17 protein-coding genes are annotated in these 15,079 nt (G+C 72.1%); 10 read left to right on the top strand and 7 right to left on the bottom strand.

The genetic code is table 11. From position 1 onward, the window contains the following. Positions 1-13: 13 nt before the first annotated feature. On the top strand, positions 14-1,480 hold the full coding sequence (locus tag OG937_14820) for a hypothetical protein (GenBank protein ID WUD72878.1): 1,467 nt from the start codon (positions 14-16) through the stop codon (positions 1,478-1,480). 89 nt (positions 1,481-1,569) lie between these two features. Further along, positions 1,570-2,943: a S8 family serine peptidase gene (locus OG937_14815; protein WUD72877.1), complete on the top strand. Its 1,374-nt coding sequence runs from the start codon at positions 1,570-1,572 to the stop codon at positions 2,941-2,943. Positions 2,944-3,197: 254 nt separating this feature from the next. On the opposite strand, the gene OG937_14810 is transcribed toward OG937_14815, so the two are convergent. From OG937_14810 to OG937_14800, 3 genes are all read right to left on the bottom strand, one after another. Next, positions 3,198-4,259 carry a hypothetical protein gene (locus OG937_14810; GenBank protein ID WUD72876.1) on the bottom strand — a complete coding sequence of 354 codons (1,062 nt, stop codon included), beginning with the start codon at positions 4,257-4,259 and terminating at the stop codon, positions 3,198-3,200. Positions 4,260-4,344: 85 nt separating this feature from the next. Continuing rightward, on the bottom strand, positions 4,345-6,585 hold the full coding sequence (locus OG937_14805; GenBank protein ID WUD72875.1) for a hypothetical protein: 2,241 nt from the start codon (positions 6,583-6,585) through the stop codon (positions 4,345-4,347). Positions 6,586-6,680: 95 nt separating this feature from the next. Then, a complete protein-coding gene (locus OG937_14800) occupies positions 6,681-7,118 on the bottom strand; it encodes a hypothetical protein (GenBank protein WUD72874.1) in 438 nt (145 codons plus the stop codon). A 354-nt stretch (positions 7,119-7,472) separates the two neighbouring features. On the opposite strand from OG937_14800, the gene OG937_14795 reads away from it, so the two are divergent. From OG937_14795 to OG937_14775, 5 genes are read left to right on the top strand one after another with little or no spacing between them, the layout of a single operon-like run. Next, positions 7,473-7,823: a DUF6317 family protein gene (locus tag OG937_14795; GenBank protein ID WUD72873.1), complete on the top strand. Its 351-nt coding sequence runs from the start codon at positions 7,473-7,475 to the stop codon at positions 7,821-7,823. Then, positions 7,820-9,253, top strand: coding sequence for a hypothetical protein (locus tag OG937_14790; protein ID WUD72872.1), 1,434 nt, complete (start codon positions 7,820-7,822; stop codon positions 9,251-9,253). Before OG937_14795 ends, OG937_14790 begins: the two co-directional genes overlap by 4 nt. Further along, positions 9,253-9,933 carry a hypothetical protein gene (locus OG937_14785; GenBank protein WUD72871.1) on the top strand — a complete coding sequence of 227 codons (681 nt, stop codon included), beginning with the start codon at positions 9,253-9,255 and terminating at the stop codon, positions 9,931-9,933. The genes OG937_14790 and OG937_14785 overlap by 1 nt, the downstream gene beginning before the upstream one ends. A 32-nt stretch (positions 9,934-9,965) precedes the next feature. Beyond that, the gene (locus OG937_14780; GenBank protein WUD72870.1) at positions 9,966-10,592 is read left to right on the top strand and encodes a hypothetical protein; all 627 of its coding nucleotides are present in this window, start codon (positions 9,966-9,968) and stop codon (positions 10,590-10,592) included. Next, the gene (locus tag OG937_14775) at positions 10,589-11,089 is read left to right on the top strand and encodes a hypothetical protein (GenBank protein ID WUD72869.1); all 501 of its coding nucleotides are present in this window, start codon (positions 10,589-10,591) and stop codon (positions 11,087-11,089) included. The genes OG937_14780 and OG937_14775 overlap by 4 nt, the downstream gene beginning before the upstream one ends. Here OG937_14775 and OG937_14770 read toward each other — a convergent pair. Together OG937_14770 and OG937_14765 are read right to left on the bottom strand one after the other, a co-directional pair. Further along, positions 11,074-11,769 carry an alpha/beta hydrolase gene (locus OG937_14770; GenBank protein WUD72868.1) on the bottom strand — a complete coding sequence of 232 codons (696 nt, stop codon included), beginning with the start codon at positions 11,767-11,769 and terminating at the stop codon, positions 11,074-11,076. The genes OG937_14775 and OG937_14770 overlap by 16 nt on opposite strands. Positions 11,770-11,786: 17 nt before the next feature. Beyond that, positions 11,787-12,191: an SRPBCC domain-containing protein gene (locus OG937_14765; GenBank protein ID WUD72867.1), complete on the bottom strand. Its 405-nt coding sequence runs from the start codon at positions 12,189-12,191 to the stop codon at positions 11,787-11,789. Positions 12,192-12,326: 135 nt separating this feature from the next. Here OG937_14765 and OG937_14760 point away from each other — a divergent pair, with 135 nt between their 5' ends. Beyond that, a complete protein-coding gene (locus tag OG937_14760; protein ID WUD72866.1) occupies positions 12,327-12,836 on the top strand; it encodes a GNAT family N-acetyltransferase in 510 nt (169 codons plus the stop codon). 12 nt (positions 12,837-12,848) lie between these two features. Here OG937_14760 and OG937_14755 read toward each other — a convergent pair whose 3' ends face one another. Further along, positions 12,849-13,382 carry a GNAT family N-acetyltransferase gene (locus OG937_14755; protein WUD72865.1) on the bottom strand — a complete coding sequence of 178 codons (534 nt, stop codon included), beginning with the start codon at positions 13,380-13,382 and terminating at the stop codon, positions 12,849-12,851. A 54-nt stretch (positions 13,383-13,436) separates the two neighbouring features. Between OG937_14755 and OG937_14750 the strand changes: the two genes are divergently transcribed. Then, positions 13,437-13,817 carry a VOC family protein gene (locus tag OG937_14750; GenBank protein ID WUD72864.1) on the top strand — a complete coding sequence of 127 codons (381 nt, stop codon included), beginning with the start codon at positions 13,437-13,439 and terminating at the stop codon, positions 13,815-13,817. A gap of 15 nt (positions 13,818-13,832) precedes the next feature. Here OG937_14750 and OG937_14745 read toward each other — a convergent pair whose 3' ends face one another. After that, positions 13,833-14,342: a cupin domain-containing protein gene (locus OG937_14745; GenBank protein WUD72863.1), complete on the bottom strand. Its 510-nt coding sequence runs from the start codon at positions 14,340-14,342 to the stop codon at positions 13,833-13,835. A 228-nt stretch (positions 14,343-14,570) separates the two neighbouring features. On the opposite strand from OG937_14745, the gene OG937_14740 reads away from it, so the two are divergent. After that, a complete protein-coding gene (locus OG937_14740) occupies positions 14,571-15,002 on the top strand; it encodes a hypothetical protein (GenBank protein ID WUD72862.1) in 432 nt (143 codons plus the stop codon). Positions 15,003-15,079: the final 77 nt, after the last annotated feature.

Raw genomic sequence — 15,079 nt, 5'->3', positions numbered from 1 at the left:
AGGGGGTTAACCAATGACTGACACCGAAGGGGCGTACTACGAGTACAACGCCCCCACCCAGTGCTACGTCGGTGAGCACAGCACGGACTTCGCCGGCACCAAGAACATGGACCAGATGAAGGGCATGGTCGCCAACGCCGACCACGTCGAGGTCGAGTCCTGCGCCAAGGGCTGGATGCAGGTCCACGACCAGCTCGTGGTGGGGAGCGGCAGTGCCAAGTCCGTGTTCGACGCGGCGGTCGGGCACATCACCCAGCACTGGGAGGGCGCCGCGGCCGAGGGCTTCAAGGCCCAGGCGAAGGTCATCACCAAGATGATCAGCGACTGCTCGACGTACGCGCGGTACACGTCGCAGGCGATGACCAACGCGGCGTCGATCCTGAAGACGATCAAGCCGCAGGTCGACGCGATGGAGAAGCCGGGCACCCTGTCCAGCTTCGGGGACGCCCTCGGCGACGGGTTCGACCGCAGCGACGCGCAGCTTCACTCCGACCTCGGCAACGGGATGGGCACGCAGTCCGCGCTCGACAAGAACCGCGGCTCGCTGTCGGCGGGCAAGGAAGCACAGCTCGAGATGGCTGTGAAGATGGAGCAACTCGGCGCGGGCTACAACGCGCAGTCCAAGACGATGGGGACGTGGACGAGGAAGCCGCCGCCGGGCGGCGGCGTCGACGACCGCGACGACTACCCCGGTGACCCGGGTGGTGTCGCGCCCGTTCCCATGCCGATCCCCTCCGAGGTCGGCAGCCCCCGACCCAGCGACACCGGCCGCGGTAGGACCGGGGGCACCACGGGCACCCTCACGCCGTCGCGCGAGGTGAAGTCGCCCCGTGAATCCGGCATCTCCGGCGGTGTACAGAAGCCGGTGGCCAGCACCAAGCCGCAGGTGGGTACCGCGATCGACGGCATCGCCGGAGGCACGGCCGGAACCGGCGGGTACGGCGGCGGGACCGCGGGTGTCGGTGGCGGGGTCGGCGGTGCCGGTGGTGTGGGCGCCGGTGGCTCGGCCGGTGCCGGAGCCGGCGCGGGTGTCCCCGGCGCCCTGGGCGGCCTCGGTGGACGTGGCGGCACGGCGGGCGGTGCAGGTGCAGGTGGTGCCGGTCGCGGTGGCGCTGCGGGCCGCGGCGGTATGCCCGGCGCCGGTGGCGCGGGCGCGGGTGCAGGCGGCAGGGGTGGCGCGACTGCCGGGCGGGGCGGCAGCCTCGCCCGACGTGGCGGCGGCGTCGTCGGTGCCGCCAAGGGCACCGGTTCGGGCACCCGCGGTACGCCGGGCGGCTCGGGCCTGCACAGGAGCCGCGGCGCGGCGGGAGCCGGCAGCGGCGGCAACGTCGGCAAGGGCGCGAACCGCATGATGGGCCGCGGCCAGACCGATCGGACGGAAGAGGAAGAGCGGCGCGATGGCGAGCGTCCCGACTACCTGGTCGAGGACGAGGAGACCTGGACACCCGAGCGCAACAACGCTCCCCGGGTCATCGAGTAGTCAGTCGGTGCCCGTCAGCATGTAGAAAGTGTGGGGGTGCGGCACGACGGAGTGTCGCACCCCCACACTGCCCTGAGAGAGGACTGGAGATGCCCTTCGCACGGACGCTGCGCACAGCAGCCGGCGCAGCTCTCGTGAGTGCACTGATCTTCGCGTCTGCGTCGCCGGCCTCGGCGGACCAGACCCGGCAGGACCAGTGGCCACTGGAGGCCTTCGACGCGCAGTCGATCTGGAAGGTCTCGCAGGGCAAGGGAGTCACCGTCGCGGTCATCGACGCCGGGGTGAACGCCGACCACGTGGACCTCAAGGGCAACGTGATCAAGGGCAAGGACTTCGTTGACGGGGGGATGTCGGACCAGGACCCCAACGATGATCACGGAACCGGCATGGCCTCGATCATCGCCGCTCACGGCCACGGCGCCGGCGGGGCCGACGGCGTGATGGGACTCGCCCCGAAGGCCAAGATCCTGGACATCAGGGACGACGGCCGCCAAGGCGACGGCTTCGCCTCCTCGATCCGCTACGCCGTGGACCATGGCGCCTCGGTGATCAACATCTCGCAGGAGTTCGCCGGTCCCATCGCCGAGGAGGCGGAGACCAAGGCGATCGCCTACGCGCTGCAGAAGGACGTCCTCATCGTCGTCGGCGCCGGCAACGACGGCGGTCCGGCGGGCTACCCGGCCGGCTATCCAGGGGTCGTGGCCGTCGGCGGGGTCAAGAACAACGCCGAGATCTGGGAGAACTCGAACTACAGCGAGAAGATCCTCGTCTCTGCGCCTGCCACGTTCATCGTGTCGGCCGGTGGAAAGTCCGACACCACGTACCGATCGGGTACGGGCACGTCCGACTCGACGGCCTTCGTCTCCGCCGCGGCGGCGTTGCTCCGGGCCAAGTTCCCGGACCTGACCGCGGGGCAGATCGTCAACCGGCTGACCAAGACCGCCGGCCTGCCCCCGTCCGCAAAGGGCCTGTCCCTCCCGGACAAGCACTACGGCTACGGCTTCATCCAGCCCCTCGCAGCCCTGACCCAGGACATCCCCGCGGGGCCCGAGTTCGGCCCCCTCGAGGTGCCGGAGTCGCTGCAGGCCGGACAGAGCGGTGACGGCCAGGGCGCCACGGACGACCCCTCCGCCTCCGCCCCCAACGCCATCGGCGGCGGCATGAGCGACGACGAGCAGGCGGCCGCCGACCGCAAGCAGGTCATCGCGTTCAGCGTGATCGGCGTGGTGGGTCTGCTGGTGCTCGCGCTCGTCGTCTTCCTGATCGTGAAGCTGGCGCGCCGCAACAAGGGCAACAACGGTGGCGGCCCGGGAGGGCCCGGCGGGCCGGGGACGCCCAACGGCTGGGGTGGCAACGGCCGGCAGCAGTACGGGCAGCCGCCGCACCAGCAGCAGTACCCGGGCCAGGGCGGCAATCCGTACCAGCAGCAGCCGCAGGGCCCGGGGCAGTGGTCGAACCAGTAGCCGGGGCGGAGCGCATCGGCCGGGCGGGTCGGGCGGGCATCAGGAAGCGGGCGCCGAACCGCCGGCGGCGGCGCCCCACCCGCACACGGATGCGGAGACGGCGCCCACCGACCCCGTCAGCCGCGCCCCAGGGGACGCCCTGCTTGGACGGGACCCGCACGGACTGAGGCGTCCGCCTCACCGGCCCCGTCCGCACCCGCTGGCGGGCCGGCGGACGCTGAACCGCGTGCAGCGCGAACGGGTCCCGGCGACCGTCAGGAGAGCTTCGCGGGGCTGTCGCACCCGTGGCGGGCGGCCGACTGCTCGGCGAAGCGCTGCAGATCGGCCCGCTCGGAGGCGGTGAGCGGCTTCGAGGTGAAGTGCCGGTCGCTCCCGTCGACCGGCGACGCGTGGAAGTAGCCGACGCCCAGGGCCCCCGGGCAGGTGGCCGAGGTCCACACCGACGTACCGTCGACTCCCGAAGGCTTGTCGTGCCCCCCGTACGCGCCGTTCATGACGGCTTGGGAGTTGTCGTTGAAGGGGCCGTACGCGGCGGCCAGCTGCAGGTGCCCCGAGAGCACGCACTCCTCCACCGGCGCTGCCTCCGCCGGTGTCTCGCGTACCTCGGTGGCGGAGGTCAGCCCCTTGCAGGTTCCCTCGGCCTCGGCGGCCGGTACGGTCGTGGCGGACGCCGCCGGGGCCGTCAGCCTCTTCGCGTCCCCCGGCTTCGTCGCACACCCGGTCGTCTCCGCGGCCTTCCGTGCCGTCTCGGTCACGGTGCGGGCGAGCTGGAGGCGCACGGACTCGGTGACCTCGATGTCGTGGGGGGACTCGGCCGCGACGAGCAGGCCACCGCCCTGCTCGGGCTCCCAGTTGTCACAGCTCAGCAGTACGGACGCGGTCGCTCCGGCGTCCTTGGTGACCATGAAGCCCTGCCAGCCCGCGTCCAAGGGCACGGGGAGCGACTCCTGCTCGTCCTGGAACGTGTAGACGCCGAGGGCATTGAGGGCGCCCGCCGTGGTCTCGACGGATATCTCGACGCCACCGACGTCGCACCGCACGGCGAGGCCCGCGGGCTCCTTCACGTCGTCGGACACGTCGAACTGCCGGCTGCCGACCTCGAAGCCCCCGCCGAGCAGGCTCATCCGCGACTTCCCCGCGAGGTCCAGCACCGGATCGACCGGCAGCATGCCACCGCACGCCCTGCCTGCCTTCGCGGCCGGATACTGCAGCTGGAATCCGTAGCATCCCGCGCCCAGGGCGACGAGCGTCACCGCTGAGACGAGCAGCTTGCGCCTGCCGTTCTTCCGGAGCGAAATCCGGTCGTTCCACTTCATGTGCCGTAATCCCTGTCCGCGATACCTGGGCCGATCGTGTCGGCGGTGTCCCTCGTGGTGGCCGGGCCGCTCCGGGCCCCGGCGGTCAGCCCTGCCCGGTTCCCCTCTTGTCCTGCCCGTAGCCGTCCAGGTTGCTGTCGGCGGAGTGGAAGCCCACCTCGACCTCGTTGGCCAGGATGTTCTGGTAGTCGGCGACGTGGCCCTGTCCCTGGGCCTCCGCGGAGTTCCGGTAGGCGTCCTGGAGGACCGCGGTGGTGGAGTACTTCGCGTCCTCCCAGTCGGTGCCGCTGGAGTACACCGCGTTGCCCATGGTGTCCCGTTCGGAACCGCTGACGATCTGGTTGATCAGGTCCCCGGTGACGGTGGTCGCCACGCCGCCGACGCCCGCGCCGACGGCGGGTGTGGCGATGAAGGACGTGCCGACACCGATGCCGGTGCCCACGATCCCGGACGCGTAGCTGCCGGCCCTCCCCATGGCGTCGTTGTAGGCCTTGTCGGCCTCCACGGCGTCGCCGATGTCCGACTCGCGCCTGCCGATCGCGATGCTCCCCTGGACCTCGCCGGAGGACCTGGCGATCTCCCGCAGCGCGGTGTCCGTGGATCCGTCGAACGCTTCGGGGTGCTGCAGGTGGTAGTCGATGAGGTTGGAGGTGTACGCGCTCTCGGCGAGGTTGATCGCCGCGTAGCCGTCCGGGTCCTTTCCGACGGTCATGAGGAAGCGGGAGGTGTCCTGCTCGCTCAGGTTCGCCGCGGTGCCGCCGATCGGATAGAACTGGTCCCTGTTCCCCGAGCGGTCGTTCGTCAGGGACTGGTGGATGTCCGGCATGTACTCGCCCGCCATCCGGCCGAGGCTGTCCTGCATCCCGTCGTGGGCGAGCTCGGAGTCCTGGGAGACGGAGTGGACGACCTCCTCCATGAGGCGGGCCTGGGCCGTGTTGTGCGCCGGGGTGTCCGCCGAGGGGCTCGTGTCGTACGGGTGCCCCGTGGTCGCCGACTCCAGGGCGTGCCCCAGGTTGTTGTAGCCGCTGGGGTTCTTCGAGTCTCCGGTGAAGCCCGCGCCTTCCGGCCAGTGGCGGTCCTTCATCAGGTAGTCGAGGTGGTCGACCTTCTCGCCGTTGACCTCCGACTCGGAGGAGAGGAACTCGGTGGAGGCCGCCGGGTTGTGGCCCAGGGCGTCCATGAAGCCCGTCATGGGGTCGAGCGCGCCGATGTTCGCCGGCCCCAGGGAACGGGTCATGTTGCCGGTCCAGTAGGCGTCGGGGTTCTGGCCGCCGTTGGCGCCGTTCGCCTCGGCGGTGATGAGGTCGTTGCCGTAGGCCTGGAGGAAGTCCTTGTCCCACTTCCCGTGGCTCATCAGGCTGCTGGTCAGCTGGTAGCCGCTGAGGCCGTAGGGGGTCTCGGTGGGGTTGGCGTTGAAATCGCGGCGGCCGGCCTCGAGCAGGTCGTCCTGGAACTTGGTGACGGCCGGGTCGGGGTGGCCGGCGCGGTCGTCGGAGGTGGTGGCCGTTCCGATGGTGGTGCCCAGGTTCTTCTGGATGTCCTTGAGCCGGGCGAGCTCGCTCTTGGACAGGTGCGTCCCCGCGGGCGGGGTGACGATCTCGTTGTACTTGGCGAGCATGTTCTCGCCGCCGGTCTTCACCGCGAACTGCCGGGAGAACTCGGGGTCGTTCTTGTTCGCCGAGAGCAGCAGGTCGAGCTTGGTGAGTTCGGCGTCGGACAGCCGCCCCTTCTTCGTCATCAGCGCGGCCGCCTGGTCGGCCTCGACGGCGTCGAGGCTGGTGTAGACGCTGGTGTTGAACGACCGGCTGTCGCCGTTGGCGTCGCGCTCCAGGGCGGCGCTCGCGGCCTCGTCGGCGGCGGTGGCCAGTTCGAGCACGCGCGTCAGGCGTGAGGAGAGCGAGTCCAGCTTGTCCTTGCGCTCGGTGGCGAAGCCCGGGGCGGCGGAGGCGGTCGGGCTGTCCCAGCGGGAGTCGACGTCCTTGATCGCCCCGTCCTCGGAGACGTGGAAGCTGTCGGCCCGGGCTTCGTCGAGCAGGGTGCGGAGCTGCTTCTGGTACGCGGCGAACTCGGTGTGGGCGTCCTTGAGCAGCTTGGCGATGCGGCCGGCCTCGGTGGCGGCGTTCTCGTACTCCGTGCGGGCCTTGTCCATGGTGGCGAAGGCCGCGGTCGCGGCGTCGCCCTCCCAGTGGCCCTTGAGGTGGTTGATCACACGCTGCTCGAACTCGCGCTGGAGGGCCTCGTACTTCGCGGGCAGCGCGCCCCACGAGGTGGCGGCGTCGGACAGCGGCCCGAGGTCGGCCTTGTCGAGGTAGGGGATGGACACCATGTGTGCGTCAGCTCCTGTCCGTCCCTGCGGACGGGTGTGGGTTTGCGTTGCGGCCGTGCCACGTGTCCCGGGCGTCCCGGGCCGGAAGGCGGCCCCTAGCCGAAGGGGGTGTGGATCGAGGCCTGGCGGGCCTGTTCCTCCTGCTCGGCGCGGGTGTAGTGGCCGGTGCTGGTGTGGAGCTTGTCGCTGATGTCCTGCAGCATGCGCTTGAGGTCGAGGACCTGGTCGCCCCAGCGGACATCCATGCTCATCAGGGAGCCCGCGGTGGCCCAGGAGCCCCCCTCGGGCGGACCCGGAGCGGTGTGCTTGTTGAGTCCCGTGACGGCGCCGAGGGTGTCCTCGTCGGCCTGGTTGTCGACGTTCTCGGTGTCACCGCGCAGTTCGACCAGCGCGTTGGCGGCCTCGTCCAGGCGCTGGGTGTCGACCTTCGTCGTTCCGGCGGACGTACCGCCGCCTCCCGGATCCGCGGGAACGGAGTTCAGCCGCATACGCGTGGCTCCGCCGCCCTGTGAACCGTCGAAGGGAGTGCTCATCCCTTTGTCCCATCCCCGTTGACTGCAATCCCGGCACGCCCACCGCGCGGCCCGCGCGGTCCCCGGAACCCGGTACCGCGCGATCGCCCTAAGCGGGGACATGCCAATGGCACCCGAACATACCGGATCACGTCCGGGGCGCACCGTGCACCCCGCGTCCCGGACGGTGCCCGCGAGCCGCGCCCGTGAACGGCGCCCGCGAACCGCGCCCCCGCCAGGGCACGTAGAGATCCTGCGGGGAGCACCCGGGAGGGGGTGAAGCGGCACGTGGGGGAGCGGTAGCCTCGGTGGGTCGGCTGAAACCACCGCCCCTGGTGCTGAAGCACGGCGGGCGGTCCACGCGGGGGACACACATTGGGTGACCACTTCAAGGTCGAGGTCCAGGACCTCGACCGGCTGCTGAAGCAGTTGCACGACAGTCAGGACGACATGCGCAAGGCGCTTAACGCGCTGAAGGACGTGGGTCCGAAGAGCACCGGCAGCGAGGCGCTGGACAACGCCTGCGACGAGTTCCACGACAGCTGGGACAACGCCATCGGGAAGATCGCGGACGGCACGCAGCAGATCGAGGAGAAGCTCAAGGCCACCAAGGACAACTACGAGGCCACGGAGCAGGCGATCCGCGACGCCATGACGCAGGGCGCGGCGCCGAAGCCCACGCCCTCCCCGTCCCCCGAGGCGCGGCCCACGGCGGGTGCGCGATGACGGCGGTGGAATACCCCTCCATAGGCTTCGACCCGGCGCCGGGGAAGCTGGAGAGCGTCGAGGACCTCACCTCCAAGCTCTCGCGGGCCGCGACGGGCCTGGACAACGCATACACGACGCTCACCGGGATCACCAAGGGCGGCAAGACCTGGGAGGGCGAGGCGGCGAGCGCCTTCGCCGAGAAGGTCGGCGACCTGCCGCGCTACGTGGGCGACAGCCGGGACGCACTGCGCGAGGCCTCGCTCCAGCTGTCGTCGTGGCGCTCGAAGCTGGCGGAGTACCAGCACAAGGCCCGGGAGTACGAGGCGCAGGCCAAGGCCGCCAAGGAGCGGGAGAAGGCCGGGCAGGGCACCTACGACCGTGCGACGTCCGCCTACAACCAGGCGGCCGCGGACCCGGCGCTGCGCCTGGCGGGCCAGTACTACGCGACGCAGAGCGAACTCGCCGACGCCCAGGCGAAGATCGACGCGGCGTCGAACCGGCTCAACCAGGCGGGCAAGGACCTCGACTCCGCGGGGAAGCAGCTGGAGAAGGCGCAGCAGGAGCTCGAGGACATCATCAAGCGGGCCGAGGAACTGCTGGAGCACCACCAGTCCGACGCCCGGGGCATCGCGGACCGGCTGCGCAAGGCCAACGACAAGGCACCCGACACGGGGTTCTTCGAGGGACTGGCGGACGCGTTCACCAAGCTGGGTCACAGCATCCAGAACTGGTGCGTCGAGCACGCCGACCTGCTCAAGCAGATCGGCGACTGGCTCAGCATCGCCTCGACGGTGATGGGCGTCCTCTCCCTGCTCACGCTCTGGTGCCCGCCGCTCTCCGGTGCCTTCGCGCTCGCGGGCGGCGCGCTGTCGCTGGGCGCCCTGGCCACGCACGGGGCGGCGAAACTGGGCGGCGCGGACGTCAGCGCGATGGACCTGATCGGTGACGGTCTGGGCGTCATCCCCATCGGCAAGCTGGGGAAGGTCGCGATGAAGGGCGTCAAGATCCCGATGAAGCTCTACAAGGTGAACGGCAGGACCATCGCCTCCATCGAGCACGTGACCAAGATCCGGGCGCTGAAGAACGCCGGCTACACGGTCGAGAAGCTGGAGGGCAAGGTCGGCCTGCTGCGGCGGGAGGCACTGCCGGGCAGCAAGATGGTCAGCGCCGAGGGCTTCGGCAACCGCATGAAGATGGCCTGGGACAACCACGTCCTGGACACCGTCGGATCCTCCGCCAAGGAGAAGGCGCTGAGCTGGGCGGTGGAGAAGTTCGCCCCGCAGAGCGTGAAGAACTCCCTTGGCGCGGCCATCCGGGCCGACGGCACGCTCGACCCCATGTCGTGGTGGGCCAAGGGACCGCAGGTCGCGCAGCAGGCTCCCGGTATCGTGACCGGCGTCTACAACATGTTCAACAATTCGGACACGCCTGCGGCCGGGAGGCTTTGATGAGCACGTCGCTCCACGAGGCGCCGGGCGTGCTCGTCGAGTTCGAGTCCCCGGACGTCTTCCACGAGATCCCGCTGCACCTGCCGCCCGACGCCCTGGACGCGCAGGTGGCCGAACTGGCCGCGCGCATCTGGCCGGGCGGCACCGACTTCCAGCGGGAGGCCACCGCCGCGGTGTACCGCGAGGTCGCCGGGTCGCTGGACGCCGACGGAGTCCTGCACGCGGCCCTCGGCCTGTTCGCCACCGAAGACGACCGGATCAGCACGGCCAACCTGCTGGTGCGCATCGAGGAGGTCGAGCCGGGCGATCCGGGGATCGCGGCGGCGGCGCTGCACGAGATGCTCTCGCTGGAGCCGCACCGGGACGTCCACCAGGTGGACCTGGAGTGCGGTCCCGCCGTGGTGTCGTTCCACGCGACGGAGGTCGACGGCGAACAGATCGCGGCCCCCTTCGCGTTCCTGCACATCGAGCTCTACGTGCCGTCGCCGTTCGGCGGCTATCTCGTCGTCTTCTCGCTGAGCACCCCGAGCCTGGCGGACCTGCCCGTGTACGTCTCGCTGATGTCCGAGATCGGGCAGAGCGTGCACTTCGCACGCGACCGCGGCACTTCCGGCGGCGCCCCCGGCAGCCCACCGGAGCAGCCTGGCGCGGGCGGCGACGTCCGCTCCGTCTTCGGATGACACAGGACAGGACGTGATCGGATGAGTACCGGATGAGTGTCGTTTCGTTCCAGGTACGGCCGCCCTCCGAACAGGAGCGCCGACAGGCCGGGTTCAAGCTGCAGAAGGTCATCCGCCCCCGGCGGGGCGGCGAGACCGTGTACGTCGGGCACGGTGCTCCCGCCGGCGGCTCCGGGGCCGACGCGAAACCACGGTTCGCGATGTACCGGGACCTGGCCGGACGGGAGACGCTCGGCTTCGTCGTACGGCCGGTGGGCGGGCAGTCGTCCGGCGGGCGGCTGTCGGTGCTCGGGCCGGGCGGCGAGGAACTCGGCGAGCTGGGGACCCCGGCGAAGCGGGCGCGGTGGCGGCCGCGGTGGGAGATCAGGCTGCCGGGCGGCCGGGTGCTCGCCGGGCACGGCGGGACGACGACCTCGTGGGTGGTGTTCGTGCTGCTCTCGCCGCTGTGGCTCGTCCTCAACCTGTTCTGGGCGGTCGGGGGCACCGGGGACTCCGCCTGGTCGCTGCCCATCCGGACGGCCTGGCGGCAGGGGGTCGGTTCGCCGGCGTCGCTGAAGTACTACGGGATGTCCGAGCGGTACAAGGTGCGGACGGACCGGCTGGACGTACGGGTGGCGTACGCGCAGGCCGTGGTCCACCGCTCGCACGGCACCGCGTGACCGCCCCGCCCCGCCTCGCCGTCCCGCGCAGGAACCGGCCCGGGCTGCTCGCGCAGTTCGTCCTGCAGTGGCTCTGGCTGCCGCTGTGGGCCGTCGTCGCGCTCGCCCTGGGCCTGTTCGTCGCGCTCGCGTCCGCGGGGGTCAACCCGCCGCTCGCGTGGCTCAACCCGTGGCGCGGCGCCCTCACCTGGCCCCGGTTCCGGCTCGAGTGGGCCGCCGACCCCGCCCGGTGGGACGCGTACGCGACCGAGCGGATCCGCGTCCGGATCGCCGCCGCCGAGCGCCGGCCGGCGGCCCACCGGGCGCGGGACGCCGACGGCGGGGCCGTGCTCGCCGTCACCGTCCCCGCCCGGTCCTTCCGCGGTGCGGGCCCGGACCGCGCCGCCGCCGTCGCCGCCGCGGAGGGCTGGACGGCGGAGGTACGCGGCACGGGGCGGGAGCAGTGGAGCCCCGGCGCCCTGGACCTGCGCCGGTCGCTGCCTCAGCCCGGCAGATAGCCCACCAGAAGGTCCGCCAGCCCGCCCGGATCGGCGAGCGCCACCAGGTGCCCACCCGGCAGGACGTCCGGTTCGACGCCGAGCCGTTCCCGGGCCACCCGCTGCTGGAAGGCCGCGGGGAACAGCCGGTCGTCGCGGCCCACGACGACGCGGGTGGGCACCTGCGGCCAGGCGGGCAGCGGGAAGGGCACGCCGAACGGGGTGTCCGACTGCCGGTTCCCCTGGGCGAGGGCCTCGTCCGCCACGGGCCGCGGAAGGTCGTGGAAGAAGGTGACCAGGGGGTCGAACTCCCCGTCCACCGCACGCCCCTCGGCGAGGTCGAGGGCGCGCCGGGCCTCCGGCTGGCCGGTGGCGGCCCACCAGTCCCCGGCGGTCTCGCCGGGGACCGGGACCATCGCGTTGACCAGGACGAGCAGGACGAGCCGGTCCCCCAGCCGTTCGCAGGCCAGGGGCGCGCTGAAGCCGGCCATCGACTGGGCGACCAGCACCAGCGGCGCACGGTCGCCCGCGGCGGCGACGGCCGCGTCGGCGTACTCCTGCAGGCCCGCGGAGTCGTCCGCGGCGGGCAGGTCCACCGCGACCGCGGCGTGGCCGCGGCGGCGCAGCTCCGGCACGAGCAGGTGCCAGTACCAGGTGCCGCCGCCCGCCCCGGGGACCAGGACGAAGGTCGTCTCCGTCACGTCCGTCCGCCCTCCCTTCAGGACTTCGTCAGGACGGAGGTGAAGCTGTCCAGGATGTGGTTGGCGCCGGCCTCGGCCGTGGCGCAGTGCTCCTCGGGGACCCCGGGCTGGTGGTAGACGACCTCGGTCCTGTCCCCGCGGTCGGTGAAGGTGGCGTCCATGACGACCTCGGGTGCGCCGGGGACGTCCATCGTCCACACCAGCCGCTTGTGCACCTCCACCTCGCGGTACACCCCGCTCAGCGGCATCTCGCCCTGCGGCGTGGTGATGGTGGCGCGCCAGGCGCCGCCCGGGCGGACGTCGCTGGCGACGGTGGGCAGCGGGGCGCCGAACCACTGGGCGAAGTACTCCGGCTCGGTCCACACCTTCCACACCTTGGCGAGCGGGGCGTCGAAGACCCGGGTAATGGTGATGTCGTTCATGATGCTGCCTTCCTGGTCGAGCCGGGCCACTGCGGAACGGCTCCGGGAGGTGGGACCGGCCGGCCCGGCGAAACTCATCGGTGGCGGTGTCCGACCCGTGTGGTGTGATCGGCAGGAGCGACGAGGGAGCGGAAGATGGCAGCGCAGGTACGGATCGAGCCGTGGGCGGAGGGCGACCTCGACCTGCTGCGCCGGGCGAACGTGCCGGGGATGATGCGCCACCTCGGCGGCCCCGAGACCGAGGAGCAACTGCTCGTCCGGCACGAGCGGTACCTCGCGAGCGGCGGCGAGGGCGGTGGCGGGATGTTCAGCATCGTGCTGCTGCCCGAGAGGGTCCCGGCCGGGAGCATCGGCTACTGGGAGAAGTCCTGGCGGGGCGGGACGGTGTACGAGACCGGCTGGGGCGTCCTGCCCGAGTTCCAGGGGCGCGGGGTCGCCGCGGCCGCCGGGGAGGCCGTCATCGCCCGGGCGGCGGCCGAGAAGGGCCCGCGCTTCCTGCACGCCTTCCCCAAGGTCGACAACCACCCCTCGAACGCGATCTGCCGCAAGCTCGGCTTCACGCTGGTGGAGGAGTGCGACTTCGAGTACCCGCCGGGGCACCCCATCCGCTGCAACGACTGGCGCCTGGAGCTGTACGTCCCGTGACGCCGGCCGCGGTCACCACAGGTCGCCGTCGCGCCAGTCGCAGATGAGCGGGCCGGACAGGTCGAGCGGGGCGGGCCCGGGCAGCACGAGCACGCAGTCGTCGTCCTCGGGGGTGCGGACGACACCGTCCGGCGTCAGCGCCGCGGTGGGTCCGCGCCAGGGCCGCCAGCCGCGCGCGGTGTAGAAGACGGCGGCTCCGTCGGCGGCGGCCAGCGCCCCCAGGTCGTGGGCGCCGCGCACCAGCCGTTCCAGGGCGTCCATCAGCGCGGCGCCGTGCCCGCGCCCCCGGCGGTCGGCGCGCACGCCGACGGCCTCCACGTAACCGGCGCGCAGCGCCCGTCCGCCGTGCAGCATGCGGCGCTGGACGAGGGCGGCGTGCCCGACGAGGCCGCCGTCCTCCCACACCAGCGCGTGCATGCCGCCGAGGGCGTGCTCCCAGTCGGCGTCGGACAGGTCGCCCTCGAAGGCGGCGTCCAGCAGCGAGCGCGCCGCGTCGAGCACGGCGGCGTCCAGGTCGGCGGTGTGGGCGACGGTGACGCGGGCCATGTCCCCATCCTGGCAGGCCCGTCCGGGTTCGGCGGTGGCTGCCACAATCGACGCATGCTGACCCTCGGGACGATCGTGCTCGGAGTGACGGACGTGCGGCGTGCCGCGGCCTTCTGGGGCGCCGCCCTCGGCTACGTGCCCCGCGACGGCGAGGTGCGGGCGGAGGACGACTGGGCGGTGCTGGTGCCCGCCGCGGGAGCGGCAGGCCCCGGGATCGCGCTCGGCACGAGTGACACCCCGGTGCAGGAGCACCCCCGGGTCCACCTGGACCTGTACGCGGACGACGCCGCCGGACAGGCGGCGGAGGTGGAGCGGCTGGTCGCCCTGGGCGCCGGGCGGGTCGACTGGGACCGCTACCCGCCGGACCCGGACTTCGTCGTGCTGGCCGACCCCGAGGGCAACCGTTTCTGCGTCATCGACAAGAGCGTCGGCTGACCGCCGCCCCGTGCCTCACAGCGGTTCCGGCCCGACCTGCGGCGGGTCCACGAAGAAGCTGTCGTGGCGGAGCAGGAACTCCCGGAACGCCGTACCCCCGCGCTGCGCCATCTCACCGGCCCGCTCGAAGTACTCCTCCCGGGGCGCGCCGGGCGCGAAGAGCAGCAGCATCGACGCGGGTTCGTCGGAGTCGTTCTGGAAGGCGTGCAGTCCTCCGGGCGGCACGTGGAGGAAGTCCCCGGGACGGGCGGTGATCCAGCGCTCCCCGTCGAAGAGCTGCACCGCCCCGGAGAGGACGAAGAAGGACTCGGAGATCGAGCGGTGGAAGTGGGTGCTGGGGCCGGGGGAGCCCGGGCCCATGTCGATCCGGTACAGGCCGAAGCCGCCGTCCGTCGACGCGTGCGTGGCGAGGTAGTGGGTGCGGTTGCCCGAAGGCGCGACCACGTCCGCGGCGGTGTCGGCGGAGCGGAACAGCGCGCTGATCTCGCCCTGTTCTCCGAGGTAACGGGGCTCGGGGTAGGACATGATCGCTCGTCGCCTCCTTCGGCATCGTTCAGTCAGACCGTGCCACATCTGATCGAGGAACTGCGATCAGCGCTCCGGGAAGGACGGCCGAAAGGTTGACGAAGCGTGTCCGCGTTGCCGGGCCCGCGCATCCGTGACCGCACCCGCGACCGTGGTTGCGGCGTCCCCCTGATGGCACGATGGCATGCGCACACCCGTCACCACACTCTCGACCGGGGGAACGCACCGATGAGCAAGGAGATCAGCGACGCGGACCTGATGGACGTCGCGGACGACCCCGCACAGGCCCGCCGACTGCACAAGGCGCTCAGGACGCTCGCCGACAACCCCACCGCGGACGGCACGCTCAAGGAGATGGCGCGGGAGGTGCTCTCCGGCCGCCTCGGCATGCGCGAGGCACTGGGCTCCAGCGCCTACCTCGGCGCGATCGGCGACCGCATGGCCGAGCTGAAGCGGGCCGACGAACGGCTGACGCCCGAGGAGCGGGCCGCGCAGGAGGAGCGCGCCCGGCGCTGGTTCGAGCAGCAGGCCGAGGAGGAAGCCGGGGAAGCCGGGGACGACCGGGAGGACGAGGCGGCCGGCGGCCACCGCCCGGCCGTCGTCCGGCGCGACCCCCGGGACGTCCCGCCCGCCTACCGGCCGCCGTCCCCGCGGGACTGAACGCGGACACGCGAGCGGGGGCGGGCCGGACGGCCCGCCCCCGCTCGTGCGTCCCGGCGCCGCGCGCCGGAACGGGC

This window comes from Streptomyces sp. NBC_00510, assembly GCA_036013505.1.
Taxonomy (GTDB): domain Bacteria; phylum Actinomycetota; class Actinomycetes; order Streptomycetales; family Streptomycetaceae; genus Actinacidiphila.
The sequence above is the reverse complement of the archived record's forward strand: the minus strand, read 5'-3'. Positions and strand labels throughout refer to the sequence as shown.

Excerpts from the sequence above, each read along its gene's own strand:
- OG937_14740 (WUD72862.1), top strand. The coding sequence starts at position 14,571 with ATGAGCAAGGAGATCAGCGACGCGGACCTGATGGACGTCGCGGACGAC.
- OG937_14750 (WUD72864.1), top strand. The coding sequence starts at position 13,437 with ATGCTGACCCTCGGGACGATCGTGCTCGGAGTGACGGACGTGCGGCGT.
- OG937_14815 (WUD72877.1), top strand. The coding sequence starts at position 1,570 with ATGCCCTTCGCACGGACGCTGCGCACAGCAGCCGGCGCAGCTCTCGTG.
- OG937_14790 (WUD72872.1), top strand. The coding sequence starts at position 7,820 with ATGACGGCGGTGGAATACCCCTCCATAGGCTTCGACCCGGCGCCGGGG.
- OG937_14745 (WUD72863.1), bottom strand. The coding sequence starts at position 14,342 with ATGTCCTACCCCGAGCCCCGTTACCTCGGAGAACAGGGCGAGATCAGC.
- OG937_14780 (WUD72870.1), top strand. The coding sequence starts at position 9,966 with ATGAGTGTCGTTTCGTTCCAGGTACGGCCGCCCTCCGAACAGGAGCGC.
- OG937_14765 (WUD72867.1), bottom strand. The coding sequence starts at position 12,191 with ATGAACGACATCACCATTACCCGGGTCTTCGACGCCCCGCTCGCCAAG.
- OG937_14755 (WUD72865.1), bottom strand. The coding sequence starts at position 13,382 with ATGGCCCGCGTCACCGTCGCCCACACCGCCGACCTGGACGCCGCCGTG.
- OG937_14810 (WUD72876.1), bottom strand. The coding sequence starts at position 4,259 with ATGAAGTGGAACGACCGGATTTCGCTCCGGAAGAACGGCAGGCGCAAG.
- OG937_14785 (WUD72871.1), top strand. The coding sequence starts at position 9,253 with ATGAGCACGTCGCTCCACGAGGCGCCGGGCGTGCTCGTCGAGTTCGAG.
- OG937_14800 (WUD72874.1), bottom strand. The coding sequence starts at position 7,118 with ATGAGCACTCCCTTCGACGGTTCACAGGGCGGCGGAGCCACGCGTATG.
- OG937_14760 (WUD72866.1), top strand. The coding sequence starts at position 12,327 with ATGGCAGCGCAGGTACGGATCGAGCCGTGGGCGGAGGGCGACCTCGAC.
- OG937_14820 (WUD72878.1), top strand. The coding sequence starts at position 14 with ATGACTGACACCGAAGGGGCGTACTACGAGTACAACGCCCCCACCCAG.
- OG937_14805 (WUD72875.1), bottom strand. The coding sequence starts at position 6,585 with ATGGTGTCCATCCCCTACCTCGACAAGGCCGACCTCGGGCCGCTGTCC.